Raw genomic sequence first — 17,245 nt, 5'->3', positions numbered from 1 at the left:
CACGCCATGACGCTGCTGCCCGGAGTGCGGTCCGCCACCGTCGACACCGACCGCCTCCGCATGCACCTGCTGGAGTCGGGTCCCGAGGGCGGCGAGCCGCTCGTCCTGCTGCACGGCAACCTCTCCACCGCCCGTTTCTACGAGCACCTGATGCCCGGGTTGGGCGAGCGGTACCGGGTGATCGCGCCGGACATGCGCGGCTTCGGCGACACCGAGCCGAAGGCGCTCGACGCCACCCGCGGCCTCGGCGACTGGGCGGACGACACCGCCTCGCTGCTGCGCGCCCTCGGGATCGACCGCCCGCCGCACCTCGTGGGCTGGTCCACGGCCGGCGCCGCGATCGCCGCGTACGCGAAGGACCGGCCCGTCGCCTCGCTGACCTTCCTCGACCCGGTCTCCCCCTACGGGTACGGCGGCGTCCGCGCCGACGGCTCGCCGGTCTCCCCCGACTTCGCCGGCTCGGGCGGCGGCGCCGCCAACCCCGAGGTCGTCGCGCGGCTCGCGGCGCAGGACGCCTCGGACGAGAGCGCCTTCTCCATCCGGAACGTCATGCGGGCGCTGTACTGGTCGCCGACCTACCAGCTGCCCTCGGACCGCGAGGACGTCCTGGTCGCGGAGGTGCTCAAGACCCTCGTCGGCGACGACGGCTACCCCGGTGACACCGCGACGTCGTCGCACTGGCCGGGCATCGCGCCCGGCAGCCGCGGCATCCTGAACGCGTTGTCGCCGAAGAACTGCCGGTGGGCGGACCTCGTGGACCTCGACCCGAAGCCGCCGGTGCTGTGGACCCACGGGAGCGCGGACCTCGTCGTGTCCGACGCGTCCCCGCTCGACTTCGGCGTGCTCGGCGCGAGCGGCGCGGTCCCCGGCTGGCCCGGCGAGGAGGGCTTCCCCGCGCAGCCGATGGTCACACAGATCCGCGAGGTGCTCGACGCGTACGCCGCCGCCGGCGGGCGGGTCACCGTCGAGATCTTCGAGGGCAGCGGGCACGGCCCGCACGTCGACGCCGCGGACCGCTGGACCGAGGTCCTGCTCACGTTCCTCGCCGGTGTCTGAGTACGACGATCGGGTGAACGACCGTCGGAGCGCCGCCGCGCCGTCCGATGGAGGGGCGTGAGCGGACCGCAGGGCCCCACGAGCGGGGTCGAGCCCGACCCGGGGCTCGACCTGCTCGCCCTGTACGACTCCGCGCTGCCCGAGATCTACGGCTACCTGCTGGCCCGCTGCAGCCGGCGGGCGCTCGCCGAGGACCTCACGGCGGAGGTGTTCCTGGCCGCGGTCGCGGCGTGCCGGTCCGGCACGCCGCGGGTCAGCACGGCGTGGCTGGTCGGGATCGCCCGGCACAAGCTCGTCGACCACTGGCGGTCGCTGGAGATCCGGGACCGCGCGCTGCGGGTCCTGGAGGCACCGGAGGCCGAGGACCCGTGGGAGGCCGAGCTCGACGCCCTGCTCGCCCGCGAGGTCCTCGACGCGCAGGCGCCGCAGCACCGGGCCGCGCTGACGCTGCGTTACCTCGACGGGCTCTCCGTCCCCGAGGTCGCCGAGATCATGGGCCGGACCGTGCACGCCACCGAGGCCCTGCTCGTCCGGGCGCGGGGCGCGTACCGGCGCAGCTACGCCGCCCACACCGACTGGACCGGAGGAGGCCCGGCATGACCGATCCGCTGGACGTCCTCCGCGAGCCGATCCGGCCCGTCCACCCCGATCCGGGGTTCGCCGCGCGGCTGCGCGGGCGCCTCGAACGGCTGGTGCTCGGGCCCGAGAGCGAAAAGAGCCGCACGAGCCCGACCGACGAGTCCGCGACCACCGCCGCGGCGGCACTGCCGCTGCACACCCTGACCCCGTACCTGGCCGTCCCCGACGCGGAAGCCGCCCTCGACTTCTACGTCGACGTGTTCGGCGCGGTCCGCCGCGGGGAGCCGATCGTGATGCCGGACGGGCGGATCGGGCACGCGGAGATGGCGCTGGGCGACTCGGTCGTGATGCTCGCCGAGGAGTTCCCCGAGCTGGGGCTGCGGGCACCGGCGCCGGACGCGGTGTCGGTGTCGCTGCGCCTCGAGGTCGCCGACCCCGACGCCGTGGTGGAACGGGCGGTCGCGCGGGGCGCCTACCTGGAGCGGCCGGTCACGGACTCGCCCTACGGGCGCGGCGGCGTCGTCGTCGACCCCGCCGGGCACCGCTGGATGGTCTCCCGCGCCCCCGGCGGAGCCTGACGCGTGATGGATCCCTCACGCGCGCCGGAGCCCGGTTCGAACGCGTTATGGATCCATAATGCTGATCACCGTCAGTCCGGCAGCAGCGACTCCACCACGTCGGCCGCGGCCCGGGCGCCGCCCTCCGCCCGGACCTCCGCGCGCAGGGCGGCGCAGCGGGCCGCCACCTCCGGCGACTCCGTGAGCTCGACCAACGCCTGCCGCAGCCGCTCCGGCGTCGCCTCCTCCCGCGGGACGTGCCGGCCGACGCCGAGCGCCTCGAGCAGCGCCGCATTGCCGAACTGGTCGACGGCCTGCGGCACCGCGATCATCGGGACGCCCTGGTAGAGCCCCTCGGAGCAGCCGCCGGACCCCGCGTGCGTCACGAACGCGCGCGCCCGCCCCAGCGCCGCGAACTGCGGCACCCACCGGTGGATCTCGACGCCCGCGGGCAGCGCGCCGAGCTCCTCGGGCGTGACGTGTGGCCCCGCGGCGATCACGACTCGCCAGCCCAGCGGCGCGAAGGCCTCCGCGCAGGCGCGGTAGAAGACCGGCTGGTTCGTGTAGTTCGAACCCAGCGAAACCAGCACCATCGGGTCCGCACCCGCCGGCCACTCCTCGCGGCGCCGGTCCAGCGCCGGCCCGACGAAGGTGTACACGCGCTCGTCGACCCGGTCGGCGTTCGGCTGCATGGCCCGCGGGATCTCGACGAGGCAACGCGGCGGCCGGCCGGCGAACTCGTCCGGTGTGAGCGCGATGCCGAGCCCGTCGAGCCACGCCTGGAACCGGCGCTGGTACGCGGCGTGCTCCGGGGTGTCGCGGAAGGCCAGCGCCTCGGCCATGTCCTCCTCGAACCCCTCCCACGCCACCATCGACGGCGAGAGCTGGACGAGCGGCAGGCACCACCGCGCCGCGAGGGCGCGGCCGGGGTAGCCGCCGATGTCGTAGAGCACGAGGTCGGGCGGGTCGCCGGCGAGGGCCTTCTCGACCTGCGGGTACACGTGCTCCGCCTCGTCGAGGAAGATCGACATGCCGGCGACGGGGTCCTCCGGCCACGACTCGCCCCGCGACTCGTCCGGCACCAGGGAGTCGACGACGAGCGGGACCGCGCCCGCCGCCGCGACGGTCGCGGCGAAGGACCCGGGGATCACCCAGGAGACGCGGTGGCCGCGTTCGGCCAGCTCGGCGACGACGCCCAGGTGCGGGTTGGTGTGGCCGTGCGCGCCGACGCCGGCCATGAGGATGTGCGACAAGGGGACTCCAGGAGCTCTGCGGGTGCAACGGACATGCGGACGACCCCGCGCGGGAGGCGGGGTCGTCGGGGCACGGCCTGGTCAGCCGTAGAGCTGCTGGACCACGGCGGTGAGGTTAGGGGCACCGGCGCCCGATCACCACGGGATTTCGCCGGCGCGGTCGCGGTAGGTGCCCGTCGGCCCGTCGGGCCCGACCTGTGCGAGCTCCACGATCGCGTCGGTCCCCTCGGTCACGGTCTGGTGGCCGCTGTGCCCGTTGAGGTCCGTGGCGGTGTAGCCGGGGTCGGCGGCGTTGACCCGGAACCGCGGCAGCGCCTTGGCGTACTGCGTCGTGATCATGTTCAGCGCGGACTTCGACGACGGGTAGGTCAGCGACAGGATCTGCGACTCGATCCGCGCCGGGTCCGCGGTGATCGTCAGGGAGCCGAGCCCGCTGGACACCATCACGATCCGCGGCGCCGCCGAGCGCTCCAGCAGCGGGAGGAAGGCCCGGGTCACCCGGACCGGCCCGAACACGTTGGTCTCGAAGACCTCCTGCATCGCGTCGGCGCCGGTCTCCCGCACCTCCACCCGGGGGCCGGTGATACCGGCGTTGTTGACCAGGACGTCGAGCCGGCCGTACCGCTCCTCGACCTCCTTCGCGGCGGCCTCGACGGACTCGTCGGAGGTGACGTCGATCGGCAGCACCTCGACCGCGCCCTCCAGCTCGGCGCCCTGCAGTTCGTCCACCGTCGCGGCGCCGCGCCCGGCGTCCCGCGACCCCAGCAGCACCGTCCAGCCCAGCGCGGCGAGGCGGCGGACCGTCTCGCGGCCCAGTCCCTTGTTGGCCCCGGTCACCAGGGCGATCGTGTTCTCGCTCATGGCCCCACCGTGCGCCGGGATCCCGGGGGCGACCAGGTCCGGCGGATCGTGGGACCCGCGGTACCAGGCTGGGCCCGTCGCCGCCCGGCATGCTGGAGGACGTGGACCGGACGGAACTGGGCAGGACCCTGCGGACGTGGCGGGAGCGGCTGCGCCCCGCCGACCTCGGCCTGCCCGCCGGCACCCGCCGCCGCACCCCCGGCCTGCGCCGCGAGGAGGTCGCGCAGGTCGCCGGGATCTCCGTCGACTACCTGACCCGCCTCGAGCAGGCCCGCGGCCCCCACCCGTCCGCCGCCGTGCTGGGCGCGCTGGGCCGCGCGCTGCGGCTGAGCACGGACGAACGGGACCACCTGTTCACCCTCGGCGGGGTGCGGCCGCCGGTGCCGGGCACGATCTCGGCCGAGCCGCGGCCCAGCCTGCTGCGGCTGATGGACCGGCTGACCGACCTGCCCGTGCTGCTGTTCAACGCCCGGATGGACGTGCTGGCCTGGAACGCGATGGCTGCCGCCCTGCTCGGCGACCTGTCGGCGGTGCCGCCCGGGGAGCGCAACATGGCCCGGCTGGCCTTCCTCGGGCCCGGCAGCCGGGTAGTCACGGACGACGCCGCCGAGCGGGACCGTCTCGACCGCGCGCTCGTCTCGGACCTGCGCAGCTCCTCCGCCCGGTACCCGGACGACCCGGGCCTCCACCGGCTGATCGCGGCCCTGGAGAAGGGCAGCGAACGGTTCGCCCGGATGTGGGCCGAGCGGACGGTGCGAGTGCGCCACGGCGACCGCAAGCGCATCCGGCATCCCCAGGTCGGCGAGCTGACGCTGGACTGCGACACCCTGCACGACGCGTTCGACGACCAGATGCTGCTCGTCTACTCGGCCGCTCCGGGCACGCCGGAGGCCGAGGCGCTCGCCCTCCTGCGGGTCCTCGGGATCGAGTCGCACGGCCAGGTGAACGGTGCGACGGACGGCCGGCCGGACCGGGCTCCCGACCGGCGCGCCACGCCGACCGATCGGCTCACGGATCACCCGATCCGGTGAAATCGCTGGCTACGATTTGCGCGTGAGCCTGCTGCGGGATCTGCGCGCCGCCGTCGTCGAGTGGAAAGCCCACCGCCTCCTCCGCCGCCTGATGGAGACGGTCGGCCGGCCCGGACTCCGGGCGGTCGCGGCCGAACCGGCCCTCGCGGCCGTCGTCGACCAGCACGCGGCGGCGGTGCGGGACATCGTGCGGGACGGTATGCGCCGTTCCGGCGGTGGCTCGGTCGCCACCCTCACCCCGACCCTGACCACCGCCGGCGGTGCCGTGCGGCTGGCCGCCTACGCCCGCTCCCTGCTCGACGAGCAGCGCCGCAGCGGGGCCACGATCGCGTTGCCGCAGAGGGGGATCTGGCGCCCGACGGACTGGGCGACGCTGCGCCTGATCGCCGTGTGCCAGCTCGCCTCACGCGGCGCCGTCTAGGTCTTCTCGCTCTCGAGCGCCGGGTCGGCCTTGAGCCGCACCCCGGACAGGCGAAGTCGCCGCGACTCCGTGAGCAGCATCGCGAGCGTGGTCGCGACGGCCTCGTCACCGGTGCCGTGCGGCGGGCGGATGGTGGACAGGCCAGTGCGCTCGGAGGCCCCGCGACCGCGCCGGGGGTCGTAGGTCAGGTACGCGCCGGCGAGTCCGTCGAGCTCATTCCGGGCCGCTCCCCGACCAGCACGACCAGGGCCTCGTTGCCGAGGGCTGCGCCGATCTCGTCGCCCGCCGCCACGCGCGCCTGGGTGGCGACGACGACCGGGGCGATCCGCCAGCCCTCCAACCGGGCCAGGACCTGGCGCAGCAGGGGCGCGGCGTGCCGGTGCACGGCGAGCGGGGAGAGCCCGTCGGCGACCACGAACGCGACGTCGTACTCCCCCGGCGCGAGGTCGTCGGCGCCGGAGAGCCGCCGCCCCAGGTCGGGACGCTGGAGGTACTCGGCGCGGTCGTGCGCGGCGCTGGTCGCGGTGGGGACCTCGAGGCCGAGCCCGCGGAGCTCCTCGACGACCGCGTCGACGTCGAGCGGCGCGTGCACGGCGTCCCGGGCGGCCGCGTGCGCGGCCAGCAGCTCGGCGGTCGGCAGGGCGTCGCCTGCGCGGCCGAGCGCGACGCGGGCACGGGTGGCCGCGCGCAGCCGGGCGGACGGGTCGACCGGACCCTCGGTCGCGGGAACCGTCACAGCAGGGGTTCCCGGTCGGCCTCACCCTTCGGTGGGTCCGAGCCCTCCTCCTCGGCCAGCAGCGCGTCGATGTCGTCGAGCACCCCGCCGCCCGGGTTCCGCGGGCCGACCGGACGGGAGCCCGTCGCCTCCTCCGCCCGGCGCCGCCACGCAGCGGCCCTGTCCGTCACCGCACACCCGCCGTGAGCGCCCGCAGCGCGGACGAGTCCGCGCCCGGCTCCCTGATCCGCCCGTCTCCGGTCATGAGCTCCATCCGTTCCAGCCAGGCCGCGAACTCGGGCGCCGGGGCGAGTCCCAGCACCTGTCGTGCGTACAGCGCATCATGGAAGGACAGCGACTGGTAGTACAGCATCACGTCGTCGCCGCCGGCACGCAGATCACGAACGATGAACAACGCGAAACCGACAGGACCCGCGGCAGGGAACCGGCGCGGGACAGGGCGAACGTCTGCCGCGAGTAGGCGTGGATGATCGAGAAGAAGCTCGCGACCAGGCCGCGAGACCGATGTCGTTGACGACGGTCGCGGCCGTCCCGGTGCCGAGCGCCTCGACCAGCGGGTTGCCGGACTCCGACAGCGCGCTCGCCCCAGCGCTCCGGTGGAGAGCACGAGCACCAGGTACGCCGCCCGGTAGACCCACCAGCCGTCGGTGACCCCGGAGAGGTTCGGCGACTCCGTGCAGGCGCCGATGAACGTGGCGATCGCCGCCAGCGCGATGGCGTACCCGACGAGGATCGCCGTGCCCGTCGCGAAGCCCGCCCCAGGGGCCGAGGGCTGCGCGAACGTGTAGCCGCCGCCGTGCCGGCAGCGCGCTGGACAGCTCCGCCATGCCGAGCACCATCGCCACGTACATGGCCGCGATGACGACCCCGGCGATCAGCAGCCCGCCGAACCCGCCCTGCCAGCCCGAAGTTCCAGCCCGAGTGGTCGCCGGAGATCACGTACCCGACGCCGAGACCCGCCAGCAGCACCCAGCCCGCGGCGCCCTTCCGCAGCTGGCGCCGGGCGAGGTACTCGCCGCCGGCGGTCGGTGTGTCGCCGGCGGTGCTCCCGCCCGTCGGTGCCGGCAGGAGCGCGGCCACACGGTCGCGATGGTCGGCGACGGCGTCAAGATCACCAGTCGTGGAGCAGCACGGTCGGAAGAACGACTCTCCCGCTCCGCAACCGACGATCATGAACAGTCGCGGGGACGTGGCGCATCAGCCGCGCAGGAGCGGCTCCCGCACCACAACTCGCCCAGCGCACCGCTCGCGGGATCACCAGTCGTGGAACAAGACCCGCCCCAGGCGCGGCTCCCGTTCCACATCCAACGATCACGAGGTCGCCGACTCGGCCCACTGTCGCCACGCAGCAGCTAGCGACGCCACCCTCCGATCGCCTCGGCGGCAGGTCATGATCGCTGGTTGTGGAGCACGGGAGTCGATTTCCGACCGTCCTGCTCCGGGGACGGTGATCTTGTCAGCCGTGTCGGCGCTGTTCACGGGCGACGTGACAGTGGATCTCGGACGACAGGAGCGGCTCCCGCAGCGCAGTCCCCACCACGTCGGCGCGTCAACCGCCTACAGCCCGGGCGGCGCGGTACCGCCGCTGGTGGCGACCTCGCTGGAGGGCGGCTTCGGCGGCATCGCGATCGGGCTCTCGCTGCCGGCCGTGACCAGCCTGCTCGGTGAGAGGCGCGCCCGCGACCTCACCGGCGGATCGTCCGCCACCCGCGGCCCCGGGATCGACGGCACAGTGAGCTCCAGCTCGAACCCCAGCTGCTCGCCCTCCGGCGCAGTGGGCGCGCGGTAGTGCCCCTTCACCCAGCCCAGCGCACGCGGGTGGCCGTGCACGAACATCGCGGCCTCCCTTCGCGGCCCGCACCCAGTGCAGCACGACCCACCGACAGAAACCGATCAGGAGCGCGGCGGCCCGCTCGTCCCCCGCACCACCAGCCGCGTGGGCAGGTCGACGTCCGGAACCTCGTCCAGCCGCCCGGCCAGCGCGACGAGCAGCAGCGCCGCCGCACGTTCGCCCTGCTCACGGGCCGGTTGGGCGATGGTGGTGAGGTCGGCGAACTCGGCCACCGCCTGGTCGTCGAACCCGACGACGGACATCTGGCCGGGCACGTCGAGCCCGGCCCGCCGCAGCGTCCGCAGGGCGCCGAGGGCCATCTCGTCGGACATCGCGAGCAGGGCGGTGGGCAGCCGGGGTCCGCTGAGCAGCCGCTCGACGGCCCGGGCGCCGGCAACGGCGTCGTGCCCCGCCGGGATCACCCACTCCGGCCGCAGCGGCAGCCCGGCCTCCGCGAGGGCCTCGGTGAACCCGACGCGTCGGGCGTCCGTGGTGCCCCGCCCGACCGTGTCGTCGGGGTCGAAGGACAGCAGGCCGATCTCCGTGTGCCCCAGCCCGACCAGGTGCCGCACGGCGGTCGCGGCCCCGGCGCGGTCGTCGATGCCGACCCGCGGCCGCCCCGGGAACGTCCCCCCGACGACGGCGATCGGCACCGCGAGCCGTTCGAGCACCTCGCGCTCCGCCTCGGTGAACGACGACGCGACGACGATCAGACCGGCGACCGCCCAGCGCTCCAGCGTGGCGAAGACGTGCGCGCGGCCTTCGGGATCGCCGACGTTGTGCAGCAGCAGCTGGTGCCCGCCGGAGCGCAGCACCTTCTCCACCCCGCCGACGGCCTCGGCGAAGAACCATGCCGACGGGAAGCGGGCGAGCGCCGCGACCGCGGGCGGGGCGGCGCGGCGGACCGGGCGCTCGGGCGGCAGGTAGGCCAGCTCCGCGATCGCGCGCCGGATGCGTTCCTGGGTGTCGGCGGCGACGTAGGACGTCCCCGACAACGACCGCGAGACGGTCGACGGCGCGACGCCGGCGAGGCGCGCCACGTCCCGGATGTTGGCCCGTCGCCTGTCCATCCCGCCTCCCCGCCGTACCTGTGGAACAGTATGGAACAGCAGGCAACGCGAGCGGGAGGTTCCATGTCCGACACGGCCGCGTGGTGGCGGAGCGCCGTGATCTACCAGGTGTACATCCGCAGCTTCGCCGACGGCGACGGCGACGGCATCGGCGACGTCGCCGGCCTGCGGCAGCGCCTGGACCACCTCGCCGACCTGGGCGTCGACGCGATCTGGATCAACCCGTGGTACCCGTCGCCGCTGGCCGACGCCGGCTACGACGTGTCCGACTACCGGGACATCGACCCCCGCTTCGGCACGCTGGCCGACGCCGAGGCGCTCGTCCGGGAGGCCCACGACCGGGACCTGCGGATCATCCTCGACATCGTCCCGAACCACACGTCGAGCGAGCACGCGTGGTTCCGCGAGGCGCTGCGCGCCGGCCCCGGCTCCCCCGAGCGCGACCGCTACATCTTCCGGCGCGGCCGGGGGCCCGGCGGCGACGAGCCGCCCAACGACTGGCGCGCGATGTTCGGCGGCGGCGCGTGGACCCGCGTCACCGAGCCCGACGGCACGCCCGGCGAGTGGTACCTGCACCTGTTCGACGTCGAGCAGCCCGACCTGAACTGGGAGAACCCGGAGGTCCGCGCCGACTTCGAGAAGACCCTGCGGTTCTGGTTCGACCGCGGGGTGGACGGCTTCCGGATCGACGTCGCCAACTCGCTGATCAAGGAGCAGGAGCTCCCGGACGTCGGCGACCGGCAGCACCACGACCCGGGCCCGCACCCGCACTGGGACCGCGACGAGGTGCACGACGTCTACCGCGAGTGGCGCGCGGTCGCCGACACCTACGACCCGCCGAAGGTGTTCGTGGCCGAGGCCTGGGTGCCCGAGGCGGACCGCTTCGCCCGCTACCTGCGGCCGGACGAGCTGCACACCGCCTTCAACTTCGACTTCCTCAAGGCGGCCTGGCGCGCCCCGGCGCTGCGCGAGTCCGTCGAGCGCACGCTGCGCGAGCACGCCGTCGTCGGGGCGCCGCCGACCTGGGTGCTGTCCAACCACGACGTCGCGCGGCACACCTCGCGCCTGGCCCGCGACCCCGCCGCCGGCATCGGCACCTCGCTCGACTCGATGATCGACCTCCCGGCGGACCTGGAGGCCGGTCTGCGCCGCGCCCGTGCCGCCGCGCTGCTGATCTTCGCGTTGCCCGGCGGCGCGTACGTCTACCAGGGCGACGAGCTGGGACTGCCGGAGGTCGAGGACCTGCCGGAGGCGTCGCTGGACGACCCGACCTGGCGGCGTTCGGGGCACACCCAGCGTGGCCGGGACGGCTGCCGCGTCCCCGTCCCGTGGTCCGGCGACGGTCCGCCGTTCGGCTTCGGCCCGGGCGACGACCAGCCGTGGCTCCCGCAGCCCGAGTGGTTCTCCCGGTTCACCGTGGAGCGCGCGGACAAGGACCCCGAGTCGATGCTCGCGCTGTACCGGCGGGCGCTGCGGATCCGCCGCGAGACGGCCGCGCTGGGCGACGGGCCGCTGACCTGGCTCGACGTCCCGCCCGGTGCCCTCGGCTTCGCCCGCGACCACGGCTTCGCACTGCTGCTCAACGTCGACGCCGAGCCGTTCGCCCTCCCCGAGGGCGCCGAGGTGCTGCTGGCCAGCGGCCCGCTGACGGACGACGGACTGCTCCCGCAGGACACGTCGGTCTGGCTGCGCGTCGCATAGCCGCTGCTCCGGATGCGGGAGTGACGCGGGCCGCGCCGCGCCCCGACGATGCCCGGGTGGAGCCGAGCGAGCAGACGACCGGTTACCGGGCGGAGTACCGGGACCTGCTCACCCAGGCGTACGACCTGGACAAGCCGGCGGCACCGGCCGACGAGCTCACCTTCCTGCTCACCGCGGTCGGGGCGGCGGAGCCCGTGCTGGAGCTGATGTGCGGGAGCGGGCGGTTCCTGCTGCCCCTGCTCGCGGCCGGCGTCGACGTCGACGGGGTGGACGCCTCCCCGTCCATGCTCGACGCCTGCCGCGAGCACGCCGCCGAGCAGGGCCTCGACGTCTCGGGGCGGCTGCACGAGCAGCGCGCGGAGAACCTGCGGCTGCGCCGCCGGTACCGGGCCGCGTTCTGCGCCGCCGGGTCGTGGGGCCTGGTCGCCGGCGACGACGAGGTGGCCCGCGCGCTCGCCGCCGTCCGCGCCCACCTGCTCCAGGGCGGCACCTTCCACTTCGAGGTCGAGACCGGCCCGGAGCCGCCGGGCCCGCCGGGCGGCATGACCTGGTGGACCCGGCCCGACGGTGCCGTCATCACCGCCCGCGGCGGCAACCGGATCGACCCCGGCACCGGCCTCGAGCACGGTGTCGGGATCTACGAGCTGTTCGTCGACGGCGTGCTGGTGCACACCGAGCTGAACCGCTGGGTGCGCCGCTTCTGGTCGGCCGACGCGATCGCCGCGGCGGTCCGCACCGCCGGGTTCGCCGAGGTCGTCGTCCGGTCCGGGTACTCCGACGAGCCGCCCGCGCCCGACGACGTCCTGCTCACCGTGCACGCGACCCGATGAGTCCCGGGCGTCCCCGCGGTCGGCCCTGCATGAGCAGCCTCACGGACGCCCTCGCCCCGTACGTGGCAGACGGCTCGGTGCCCGGGGTCGTCGCCGGCGTCGAGCGCGGGAGTGAGCTGGAGGTCGTCGTGCTGGGTGGGACCGGCCCCGGCGGCCCTCCGCTGCGCCGCGACGCGCTCTTCCGGATCGCCTCGATCTCGAAGCCGGTCACCGCCGTCGCCGCGCTGACGCTGGTCGAGGAGGGCACGATCCGGCTCGACGAGCCCGTGGTCCGGCTGCTCCCCGAGCTCGCCGACCGCCGGGTGCTGCGGTCCGAGGCCGCGGAGCTGGACGACACCGTGCCCGTGGCGCGACCGATCACCGTCGAGGACCTGCTGACCTTCCGATCCGGGCTCGGCGTACCACCCCTGGAACCGGGGACCCTGCCCTGGCAGCGCGCGTACGCCGAGGCCCGGCTCGGCGGCGACGGCCCACCGGGCTCGCACCCCGTGCCGCCGCCGGACGAGTGGGCGCGCAGGCTCGGCACCCTCCCGCTCCTGGCCCCGCCGGGCGAGCGCTGGCTCTACCACACCGGGTCGGACGCGCTGGGCGTCCTGATCGCGCGGGCCGCCGGCACGAGCCTCGGGGCGCTGCTGACGGAGCGGGTGCTGGGCCCGCTCGGCATGATCGACACCGGGTTCTCCGTGCCACCCTCGCAGCTGCACCGCTTCCAGCCGCAGTGGCGGGGCGGCGCGGTGTTCGACCCGGTCGACGGGCGGTGGGCCCGGCCGCCGGAGTTCGAGTCCGGCGGCGGTGGGCTGGTCTCCACGCTCGACGACCTGCTGGCCTTCGCCCGCATGCTGCGCCGCGGCGGCGCTCCGGTGCTGCGCCAGGAGACCGTCACCGCGATGACCCGCGACCGGCTGACCGAGGACCAGCGCGCGGGTACGCGGCTCTTCCTCGGGGGCGCCGGGTGGGGCCTCGGCATGAGCGTCGGACCCGACGGCCGCTACGGCTGGGACGGCGGCCTCGGCAGCTCCTGGCGCAACGATCCCGCTCGCGACCTCACCGGCATCCTGCTCACCCAGGCGATGTGGCCCGACCCCACCGGCTCGCCCGTGACCCACGCCTTCTGGAAGGCCGTCGGCTGATCCCACGACCGTCACGCTGAGCGACCACGGCTCGGCGCGTCGCTCACGAAGCGTCCCGGACCACGCGGCCGGGTGGCACACGGTCGAGTGGAAGCCTGGTGCGCAAAGGGCACCACGACTGCGGACGGTGCACGCTCCCGAGTCGTGAGGGAGCACACACCATGATCGTCACCGCGCCGCGGCCGGCCGCCCCGACCCCGCTCGTCCGCCGGACGGGCGGCTGGGACGGCCGCGCGACGCTGCTGGGTACGGCCCTCGGCGTGGCCGTCCTGGCCCAGGGCGCGTTCTACGCCGGCCCGTTCACGGTGGTCGCTGCGCTCGTCGCCGGTGCCGGGGTCCTGGCCGTGGTCCACCGCGCCCCGGTCCCGCGCCCGCTGTCGATCGCGGCGGCCTGCTGGGCCGGCTTCGCGCTGTGGGTGCTGGTCCGGGGCCTGCTCGACGACGCCGTCGCCTACGCGGTCCCGGCCGCCGCCCTCGCGCTGCTGCTCGCGGTCGCCCTGCCGGTCGCGGCCGGGCTCGGCGGCGAGGGGCGGCGGCTGCTGCAGACCGTCGCGCTCGCGCTCGCCGTGGTCGTCGCCGCGTCCGGGTGGGTCGGCACGGCGCTGCACCTGTCCCCCCTGTCGATGCCCTCCTCCGGGCTGTGGCGCGCCGCCGCCACGATCACCTACGCCAACGCGGCCGGCGCCGCGCTGGTCACCGGTCTGCTGCTCGCGCTGGTCACGCTGCCCGCGGCGCGCCCGTTGCTCCGCCGGGCCGTGGTCGCGGCCCTGGTGCTCGGACTCGCGGTCACGATGAGCCGCGGAGCCGTACTGGCCCTCGCCGTCGGGACTGCCGTGCTGCTGGCGACCGCCGCCGGGCGTCGCCGCGTGCGCGGTCTCCTCCCCGTCGTCCCGGGGGTCGCGGTGCCGTGCGCTGCGCTGCTGCCCTCCCTGCCCGACGGCGCGGAGGCGCGGCCGCTGCTCGCCCTCGCCGGGCTCGTGGCGGGCGCCGCCGTGCTGCTCGCGGCGGACCGACGGCGCCGGGCCGCGGCCGGCACCGCGCTGGGCGCCGTGCTGCTCGGCCTCGCCGACCTCGTCACCGGCCCGCTGACCGGTGCCGACCCGGCCGTGGCCGTCGACGCCATCGCGGAGACCCGGCTGACCGGGGCGTCGGCGGACCGGGTCGACCTGGTCCGGGAGACGCTGGCGCACTTCGCCACCGCCCCGGTGACGGGCGTCGGTCCGGGGATGCTGGACCTCACCTACGTCGACCACGGCGGGCGGCTCGTGCACGCCTGGTTCACGCACCTCGAGTACCTGCAGGTCGCCGCGGAGACCGGACTCGTCGGCCTGGCGCTCGCGCTGGCCGGTGCCGCCGCGCTGGTCGCCGCCGCGTTGCGGGCACGCAGGGCCCGCCGCCTCCCGCTCCGCGCCGCCGGGGCGCTCGCCGTCCTCGCCGCGTTCGCCACCCAGAGCGCGCTCGACTTCCTCTGGCACGTCCCCGCGTTGCCGCTGCTGGTGTGCCTCGCCGTGGCCACCCTCCTGCCCGCCCCCGCCCGAACCGACACCGTCACGAAGGAGCCCGTCCGATGAGTCGCTCGTCCTCCGGCCGCACCGGCCCCCGCACCGCGCTGCGCGCCGGCCTGGTCCTCGCCGCCAGCGGGGTGCTGGTCTGGGCCGGCGGGGCCGCACCGGCCCTCGCCCAGTTCAGCCCGCCCACCTACGTCACCTGCACGAGCCTGCCCGGCCTCGGCACCGGGGTCGCCGTGGGGCAGGGCAGTGCGCCCGTGCCCGCCGGACTCTGCGGCCCGGTCGGCGGGTTCAGTGCCCCGGCCGTCCGGCCCGCCCCGCCGATGGTGCCGGGCAGCCCGTTCTGACCGGCCGCGACGCCCGGTCCAGCAGCGCGGCCGGGTCGGCGCGGTCCCCTACCGGTAGCGGCTGTCGTACCGGGCCCGGGCGCGCTCCCGCACGGCGCGCGCCGCGGCATCGCGCACAGCCTGCGCGTGGCCCGGCGGATAGCCCGCTCTGCGTACGCGGTGGTCCACCGAGTCGTGCAGCAGGAAGATCGCGAACTGGGCGGCGACCAGCCAGCCCAGCAGCAGCCCGCACAGCCGCACCCACAGCGGCCCGGGCACGAACAGCACGATCGGCACCGAGACGAGCGTCAGCGGGACCGCCGTGCGGAGCAGGTGCCGCGCCACCCAGGTCGGGCAGGTCGCGTCGTACAGCACCCACTCGCGGTACCGCTCCGGCAGCCGCCCGCCGACCGCGTACCAGACCCACCGGGCGGGACCCGGCCGCTGCACAGCCACGCGACCGAGGCTAGAGGCCGTGTCTCTCACTCCGCCACCACCGCTCCCGGCGCCCACGCCGTCCCCGCCGACGTTGCCGGGCCACCCGAATACGCCCGGAATGAGGGCAGCCCGGCTGCCTTGCCGGGAACGACGTGGATCACCGGGCCCGGCGGCGCCGGAGTGAGAGACACGGCCTAGTCGGGTGGGTGTCGACCAGCCGCTGTGATCACCGCGAGAGCTTCGGACACGACCACCACTGCCCACTCGCCGCGATCATGAAAGTGGCAGGTGGCCCCGACCGCCCGCGCACCCTCCAAGATCGCTACGAGTGTGCCGCCAGTGCTCCCGGCACGACCGCCACTGCGCACTCACAGCGATCTTGGGACCGGCCGGCGGCTCGGACAGCCCATGCGTCTTCATGATCGCGACGAGTGTGTCGCCAGCGCTCCTGGCACAACCGCCACCGCCCACTCGCAGCGATCTTGGAGCCGGCCTGCGGCCCGGACCGCCCGCGCACCCCTCCAAGATCGCGACGACCGTGCAGCCGGTGCTCCCGGCACGACCGCCACTGCGCACGCATAGCGATCTTGGAGCCGGCCGCCGGCGCAGTCCCCCGCACCACCACCCACCACCCCTGCCGACCCGGCACGCGGCCGGGTCGGCAGGCCGGCAGTGCCGGCTCAGTGACGCAGGCCCGCCTGCTTGAGCAGCGGCATCACGTTCTCGCCGAAGTACTTGAGCTCCTCGTTGTAGTCGATGAGCCCGAAGATCATCCCCTCCATGCCGGTCTCGTTGAGCTTGCCCAGCTCCTCGGTGACCTGCTCAGGAGTGCCGACGATCGGATAGCCGCCCCAGCCCGCGATGAAGCGCTCCTGCATCTCCTTGACGGCGTGGTCGAAGGACTGGCTGGCCCCGGACCCGGCGATCTTGATGACGTTGCCCGCCGCACCCCAGTCGCCCTCGTCGACCACCTGCTGGAAGGCGCGCTTGGCCTCCTCCTCGGTGTCCCGGCAGACGACGAGGCCATAGGTCATCACGTGGATGTCCCGCTGGTAGTCGTCGCGGGCCTTGGACTTCACCTTCTCGACGTACGCCTTGATGTTCTCCAGCGTGTCCAGCGAGGCGAAGTTGAAGTCGACGTTGCGCGCCGAGAACTCGATGCCCGACGGCGAGTTGCCCGCGTTGAGCAGCGCGGGCCGCGGGCCCTGGTGGGGCTTGGGGTAGGCCTCGAGCAGCTCGGCGTCGAAGTACTTGGAGTGGATGGAGAAGGTGCCCTGCTCGGTCCAGAGCTTGTTGACGAAGTCCAGCCACTCCTGGCCGAACGCGTAGCGCTCGTCGTGCTCGCGCTGCTCGGAGCCGAACATCTCCATCTCCGGCGGCACCCAGCCCATCACCATGTTCAGCGCGAACCGGCCGCCGGAGATGCGGTCGACCGTGGTCGCCTGCTTGGCTGCGACGATCGGGTGCATCGTCGGCAGGTGCGACGTCGCGGCGACCGCGATCCGCTCGGTCGCCTCGGCGACGCCCGCCGCCCAGGTGTAGGTCTCGAAGCAGTTGCCGTTGAAGTTCGTGGACCCGCCGAAGCCCTTCCACCGGGCGACGGGGACCAGGACGTCGAACCCGAGCCGGTCGGCGCGCTGCGCGATCTCCTTGGTGTGCTCCCAGGTGATCTCGTAGGTCGACGGGGCGTGGCTCATGATCAGCCCGTAGGAGCAGTTGGTGCCGAACAGGCCCAGCTTCATCTTCTGGTCGCCGAACAGCGGGTTGGTCTCGGTGCGGTCGGCCGCGGGCTGGGTCTCGCTCGCCGGGCGGGGGTCGGTGGGGGCGAGGCCGAGGCGCTCGTTGGCGGTCACGGTCATGGTCGTCTCCTGTGACAAGGTCGCACGAAAGTGCCGTTCGTGCGGTAGGTCCGCACGA

The 17,245-nt window shown here is 74.8% G+C and carries 21 protein-coding genes; 11 read left to right on the top strand and 10 right to left on the bottom strand.

Translation table 11 applies throughout. The features are described 5' to 3' along the window. Nucleotides 1-6 precede the first annotated feature (6 nt). Genes ACQP04_RS07915 through ACQP04_RS07905 form a run of 3 tightly spaced genes read left to right on the top strand, consistent with a single transcriptional unit; the run spans nucleotide 7 to nucleotide 2,213 of the window. Nucleotides 7-1,056, top strand: a complete 1,050-nt coding sequence (locus ACQP04_RS07915; protein WP_433506406.1) for an alpha/beta fold hydrolase — start codon at nucleotides 7-9, stop codon at nucleotides 1,054-1,056. Nucleotides 1,057-1,113: 57 nt separating this feature from the next. Beyond that, nucleotides 1,114-1,656, top strand: coding sequence for an RNA polymerase sigma factor (locus ACQP04_RS07910; RefSeq protein ID WP_433506405.1), 543 nt, complete (start codon nucleotides 1,114-1,116; stop codon nucleotides 1,654-1,656). Then, nucleotides 1,653-2,213 (top strand): VOC family protein, encoded by a 561-nt coding sequence (locus tag ACQP04_RS07905; RefSeq protein WP_433506404.1) that lies wholly within the window; start codon nucleotides 1,653-1,655, stop codon nucleotides 2,211-2,213. The genes ACQP04_RS07910 and ACQP04_RS07905 overlap by 4 nt, the downstream gene beginning before the upstream one ends. A 71-nt stretch (nucleotides 2,214-2,284) precedes the next feature. Here the strand turns inward: ACQP04_RS07905 and ACQP04_RS07900 are convergent, their stop codons facing one another. Together ACQP04_RS07900 and ACQP04_RS07895 are read right to left on the bottom strand one after the other, a co-directional pair. After that, nucleotides 2,285-3,445, bottom strand: a complete 1,161-nt coding sequence (locus ACQP04_RS07900) for a macrolide family glycosyltransferase (protein WP_433506403.1) — start codon at nucleotides 3,443-3,445, stop codon at nucleotides 2,285-2,287. Between the two features lie 135 nt (nucleotides 3,446-3,580). Next, nucleotides 3,581-4,306, bottom strand: coding sequence for an SDR family oxidoreductase (locus ACQP04_RS07895; protein ID WP_433506402.1), 726 nt, complete (start codon nucleotides 4,304-4,306; stop codon nucleotides 3,581-3,583). A gap of 101 nt (nucleotides 4,307-4,407) precedes the next feature. Between ACQP04_RS07895 and ACQP04_RS07890 the strand changes: the two genes are divergently transcribed. Continuing rightward, nucleotides 4,408-5,337, top strand: a complete 930-nt coding sequence (locus ACQP04_RS07890; protein WP_433506401.1) for a helix-turn-helix transcriptional regulator — start codon at nucleotides 4,408-4,410, stop codon at nucleotides 5,335-5,337. Nucleotides 5,338-5,359: 22 nt separating this feature from the next. Beyond that, nucleotides 5,360-5,758: a DUF6401 family natural product biosynthesis protein gene (locus ACQP04_RS07885; RefSeq protein WP_433506400.1), complete on the top strand. Its 399-nt coding sequence runs from the start codon at nucleotides 5,360-5,362 to the stop codon at nucleotides 5,756-5,758. On the opposite strand, the gene ACQP04_RS07880 is transcribed toward ACQP04_RS07885, so the two are convergent. The 4 genes from ACQP04_RS07880 to eutB are packed head-to-tail and all read right to left on the bottom strand — an operon-like array spanning nucleotide 5,755 to nucleotide 6,888. Beyond that, nucleotides 5,755-5,898, bottom strand: a complete 144-nt coding sequence (locus tag ACQP04_RS07880) for a hypothetical protein (RefSeq protein WP_433508327.1) — start codon at nucleotides 5,896-5,898, stop codon at nucleotides 5,755-5,757. The genes ACQP04_RS07885 and ACQP04_RS07880 overlap by 4 nt on opposite strands. Before the next feature lie 44 nt (nucleotides 5,899-5,942). Further along, the gene (locus tag ACQP04_RS07875; RefSeq protein ID WP_433506399.1) at nucleotides 5,943-6,494 is read right to left on the bottom strand and encodes an ethanolamine ammonia-lyase light chain EutC; all 552 of its coding nucleotides are present in this window, start codon (nucleotides 6,492-6,494) and stop codon (nucleotides 5,943-5,945) included. Beyond that, entirely contained in the window at nucleotides 6,491-6,664 is a 174-nt protein-coding gene (locus ACQP04_RS07870; RefSeq protein ID WP_433506398.1) for a hypothetical protein, read from the bottom strand. Before ACQP04_RS07870 ends, ACQP04_RS07875 begins: the two co-directional genes overlap by 4 nt. Continuing rightward, nucleotides 6,661-6,888, bottom strand: coding sequence for an ethanolamine ammonia-lyase subunit EutB (gene eutB, locus ACQP04_RS07865; RefSeq protein WP_433506397.1), 228 nt, complete (start codon nucleotides 6,886-6,888; stop codon nucleotides 6,661-6,663). The genes ACQP04_RS07870 and eutB overlap by 4 nt, the downstream gene beginning before the upstream one ends. A 253-nt stretch (nucleotides 6,889-7,141) precedes the next feature. On the opposite strand from eutB, the gene ACQP04_RS07860 reads away from it, so the two are divergent. Then, nucleotides 7,142-7,282, top strand: coding sequence for a hypothetical protein (locus ACQP04_RS07860; RefSeq protein ID WP_433506396.1), 141 nt, complete (start codon nucleotides 7,142-7,144; stop codon nucleotides 7,280-7,282). A gap of 769 nt (nucleotides 7,283-8,051) precedes the next feature. On the opposite strand, the gene ACQP04_RS07855 is transcribed toward ACQP04_RS07860, so the two are convergent. Continuing rightward, on the bottom strand, nucleotides 8,052-8,330 hold the full coding sequence (locus ACQP04_RS07855) for a hypothetical protein (protein ID WP_433506395.1): 279 nt from the start codon (nucleotides 8,328-8,330) through the stop codon (nucleotides 8,052-8,054). A gap of 57 nt (nucleotides 8,331-8,387) precedes the next feature. Then, nucleotides 8,388-9,395 carry a LacI family DNA-binding transcriptional regulator gene (locus tag ACQP04_RS07850; RefSeq protein ID WP_433506394.1) on the bottom strand — a complete coding sequence of 336 codons (1,008 nt, stop codon included), beginning with the start codon at nucleotides 9,393-9,395 and terminating at the stop codon, nucleotides 8,388-8,390. 63 nt (nucleotides 9,396-9,458) lie between these two features. Here ACQP04_RS07850 and ACQP04_RS07845 point away from each other — a divergent pair, with 63 nt between their 5' ends. From ACQP04_RS07845 to ACQP04_RS07825, 5 genes are all read left to right on the top strand, one after another. Then, a complete protein-coding gene (locus ACQP04_RS07845; protein WP_433506393.1) occupies nucleotides 9,459-11,096 on the top strand; it encodes a glycoside hydrolase family 13 protein in 1,638 nt (545 codons plus the stop codon). Nucleotides 11,097-11,152: 56 nt separating this feature from the next. Further along, nucleotides 11,153-11,926, top strand: a complete 774-nt coding sequence (locus ACQP04_RS07840; RefSeq protein WP_433506392.1) for a class I SAM-dependent methyltransferase — start codon at nucleotides 11,153-11,155, stop codon at nucleotides 11,924-11,926. Between the two features lie 29 nt (nucleotides 11,927-11,955). Then, on the top strand, nucleotides 11,956-13,056 hold the full coding sequence (locus tag ACQP04_RS07835; RefSeq protein WP_433506391.1) for a serine hydrolase domain-containing protein: 1,101 nt from the start codon (nucleotides 11,956-11,958) through the stop codon (nucleotides 13,054-13,056). Nucleotides 13,057-13,217: 161 nt separating this feature from the next. Next, complete coding sequence (locus ACQP04_RS07830; protein ID WP_433506390.1) at nucleotides 13,218-14,627, top strand: O-antigen ligase family protein; 1,410 nt, start codon at nucleotides 13,218-13,220, stop codon at nucleotides 14,625-14,627. Continuing rightward, nucleotides 14,624-14,911 carry a hypothetical protein gene (locus ACQP04_RS07825; RefSeq protein WP_433506389.1) on the top strand — a complete coding sequence of 96 codons (288 nt, stop codon included), beginning with the start codon at nucleotides 14,624-14,626 and terminating at the stop codon, nucleotides 14,909-14,911. The genes ACQP04_RS07830 and ACQP04_RS07825 overlap by 4 nt, the downstream gene beginning before the upstream one ends. 48 nt (nucleotides 14,912-14,959) lie before the next feature. Here ACQP04_RS07825 and ACQP04_RS07820 read toward each other — a convergent pair whose 3' ends face one another. Continuing rightward, nucleotides 14,960-15,346 (bottom strand): DUF5313 family protein, encoded by a 387-nt coding sequence (locus ACQP04_RS07820; RefSeq protein ID WP_433506388.1) that lies wholly within the window; start codon nucleotides 15,344-15,346, stop codon nucleotides 14,960-14,962. 662 nt (nucleotides 15,347-16,008) lie between these two features. Beyond that, the gene (locus tag ACQP04_RS07815; protein WP_433506387.1) at nucleotides 16,009-17,187 is read right to left on the bottom strand and encodes an LLM class flavin-dependent oxidoreductase; all 1,179 of its coding nucleotides are present in this window, start codon (nucleotides 17,185-17,187) and stop codon (nucleotides 16,009-16,011) included. Between the last annotated feature and the right edge of the window lie 58 nt (nucleotides 17,188-17,245).

It is taken from the genome of Pseudonocardia halophobica (assembly GCF_050948485.1).
Lineage (GTDB): Bacteria > Actinomycetota > Actinomycetes > Mycobacteriales > Pseudonocardiaceae > Pseudonocardia > Pseudonocardia halophobica.
This window is presented reverse-complemented; position numbering and strand designations above follow the sequence as displayed.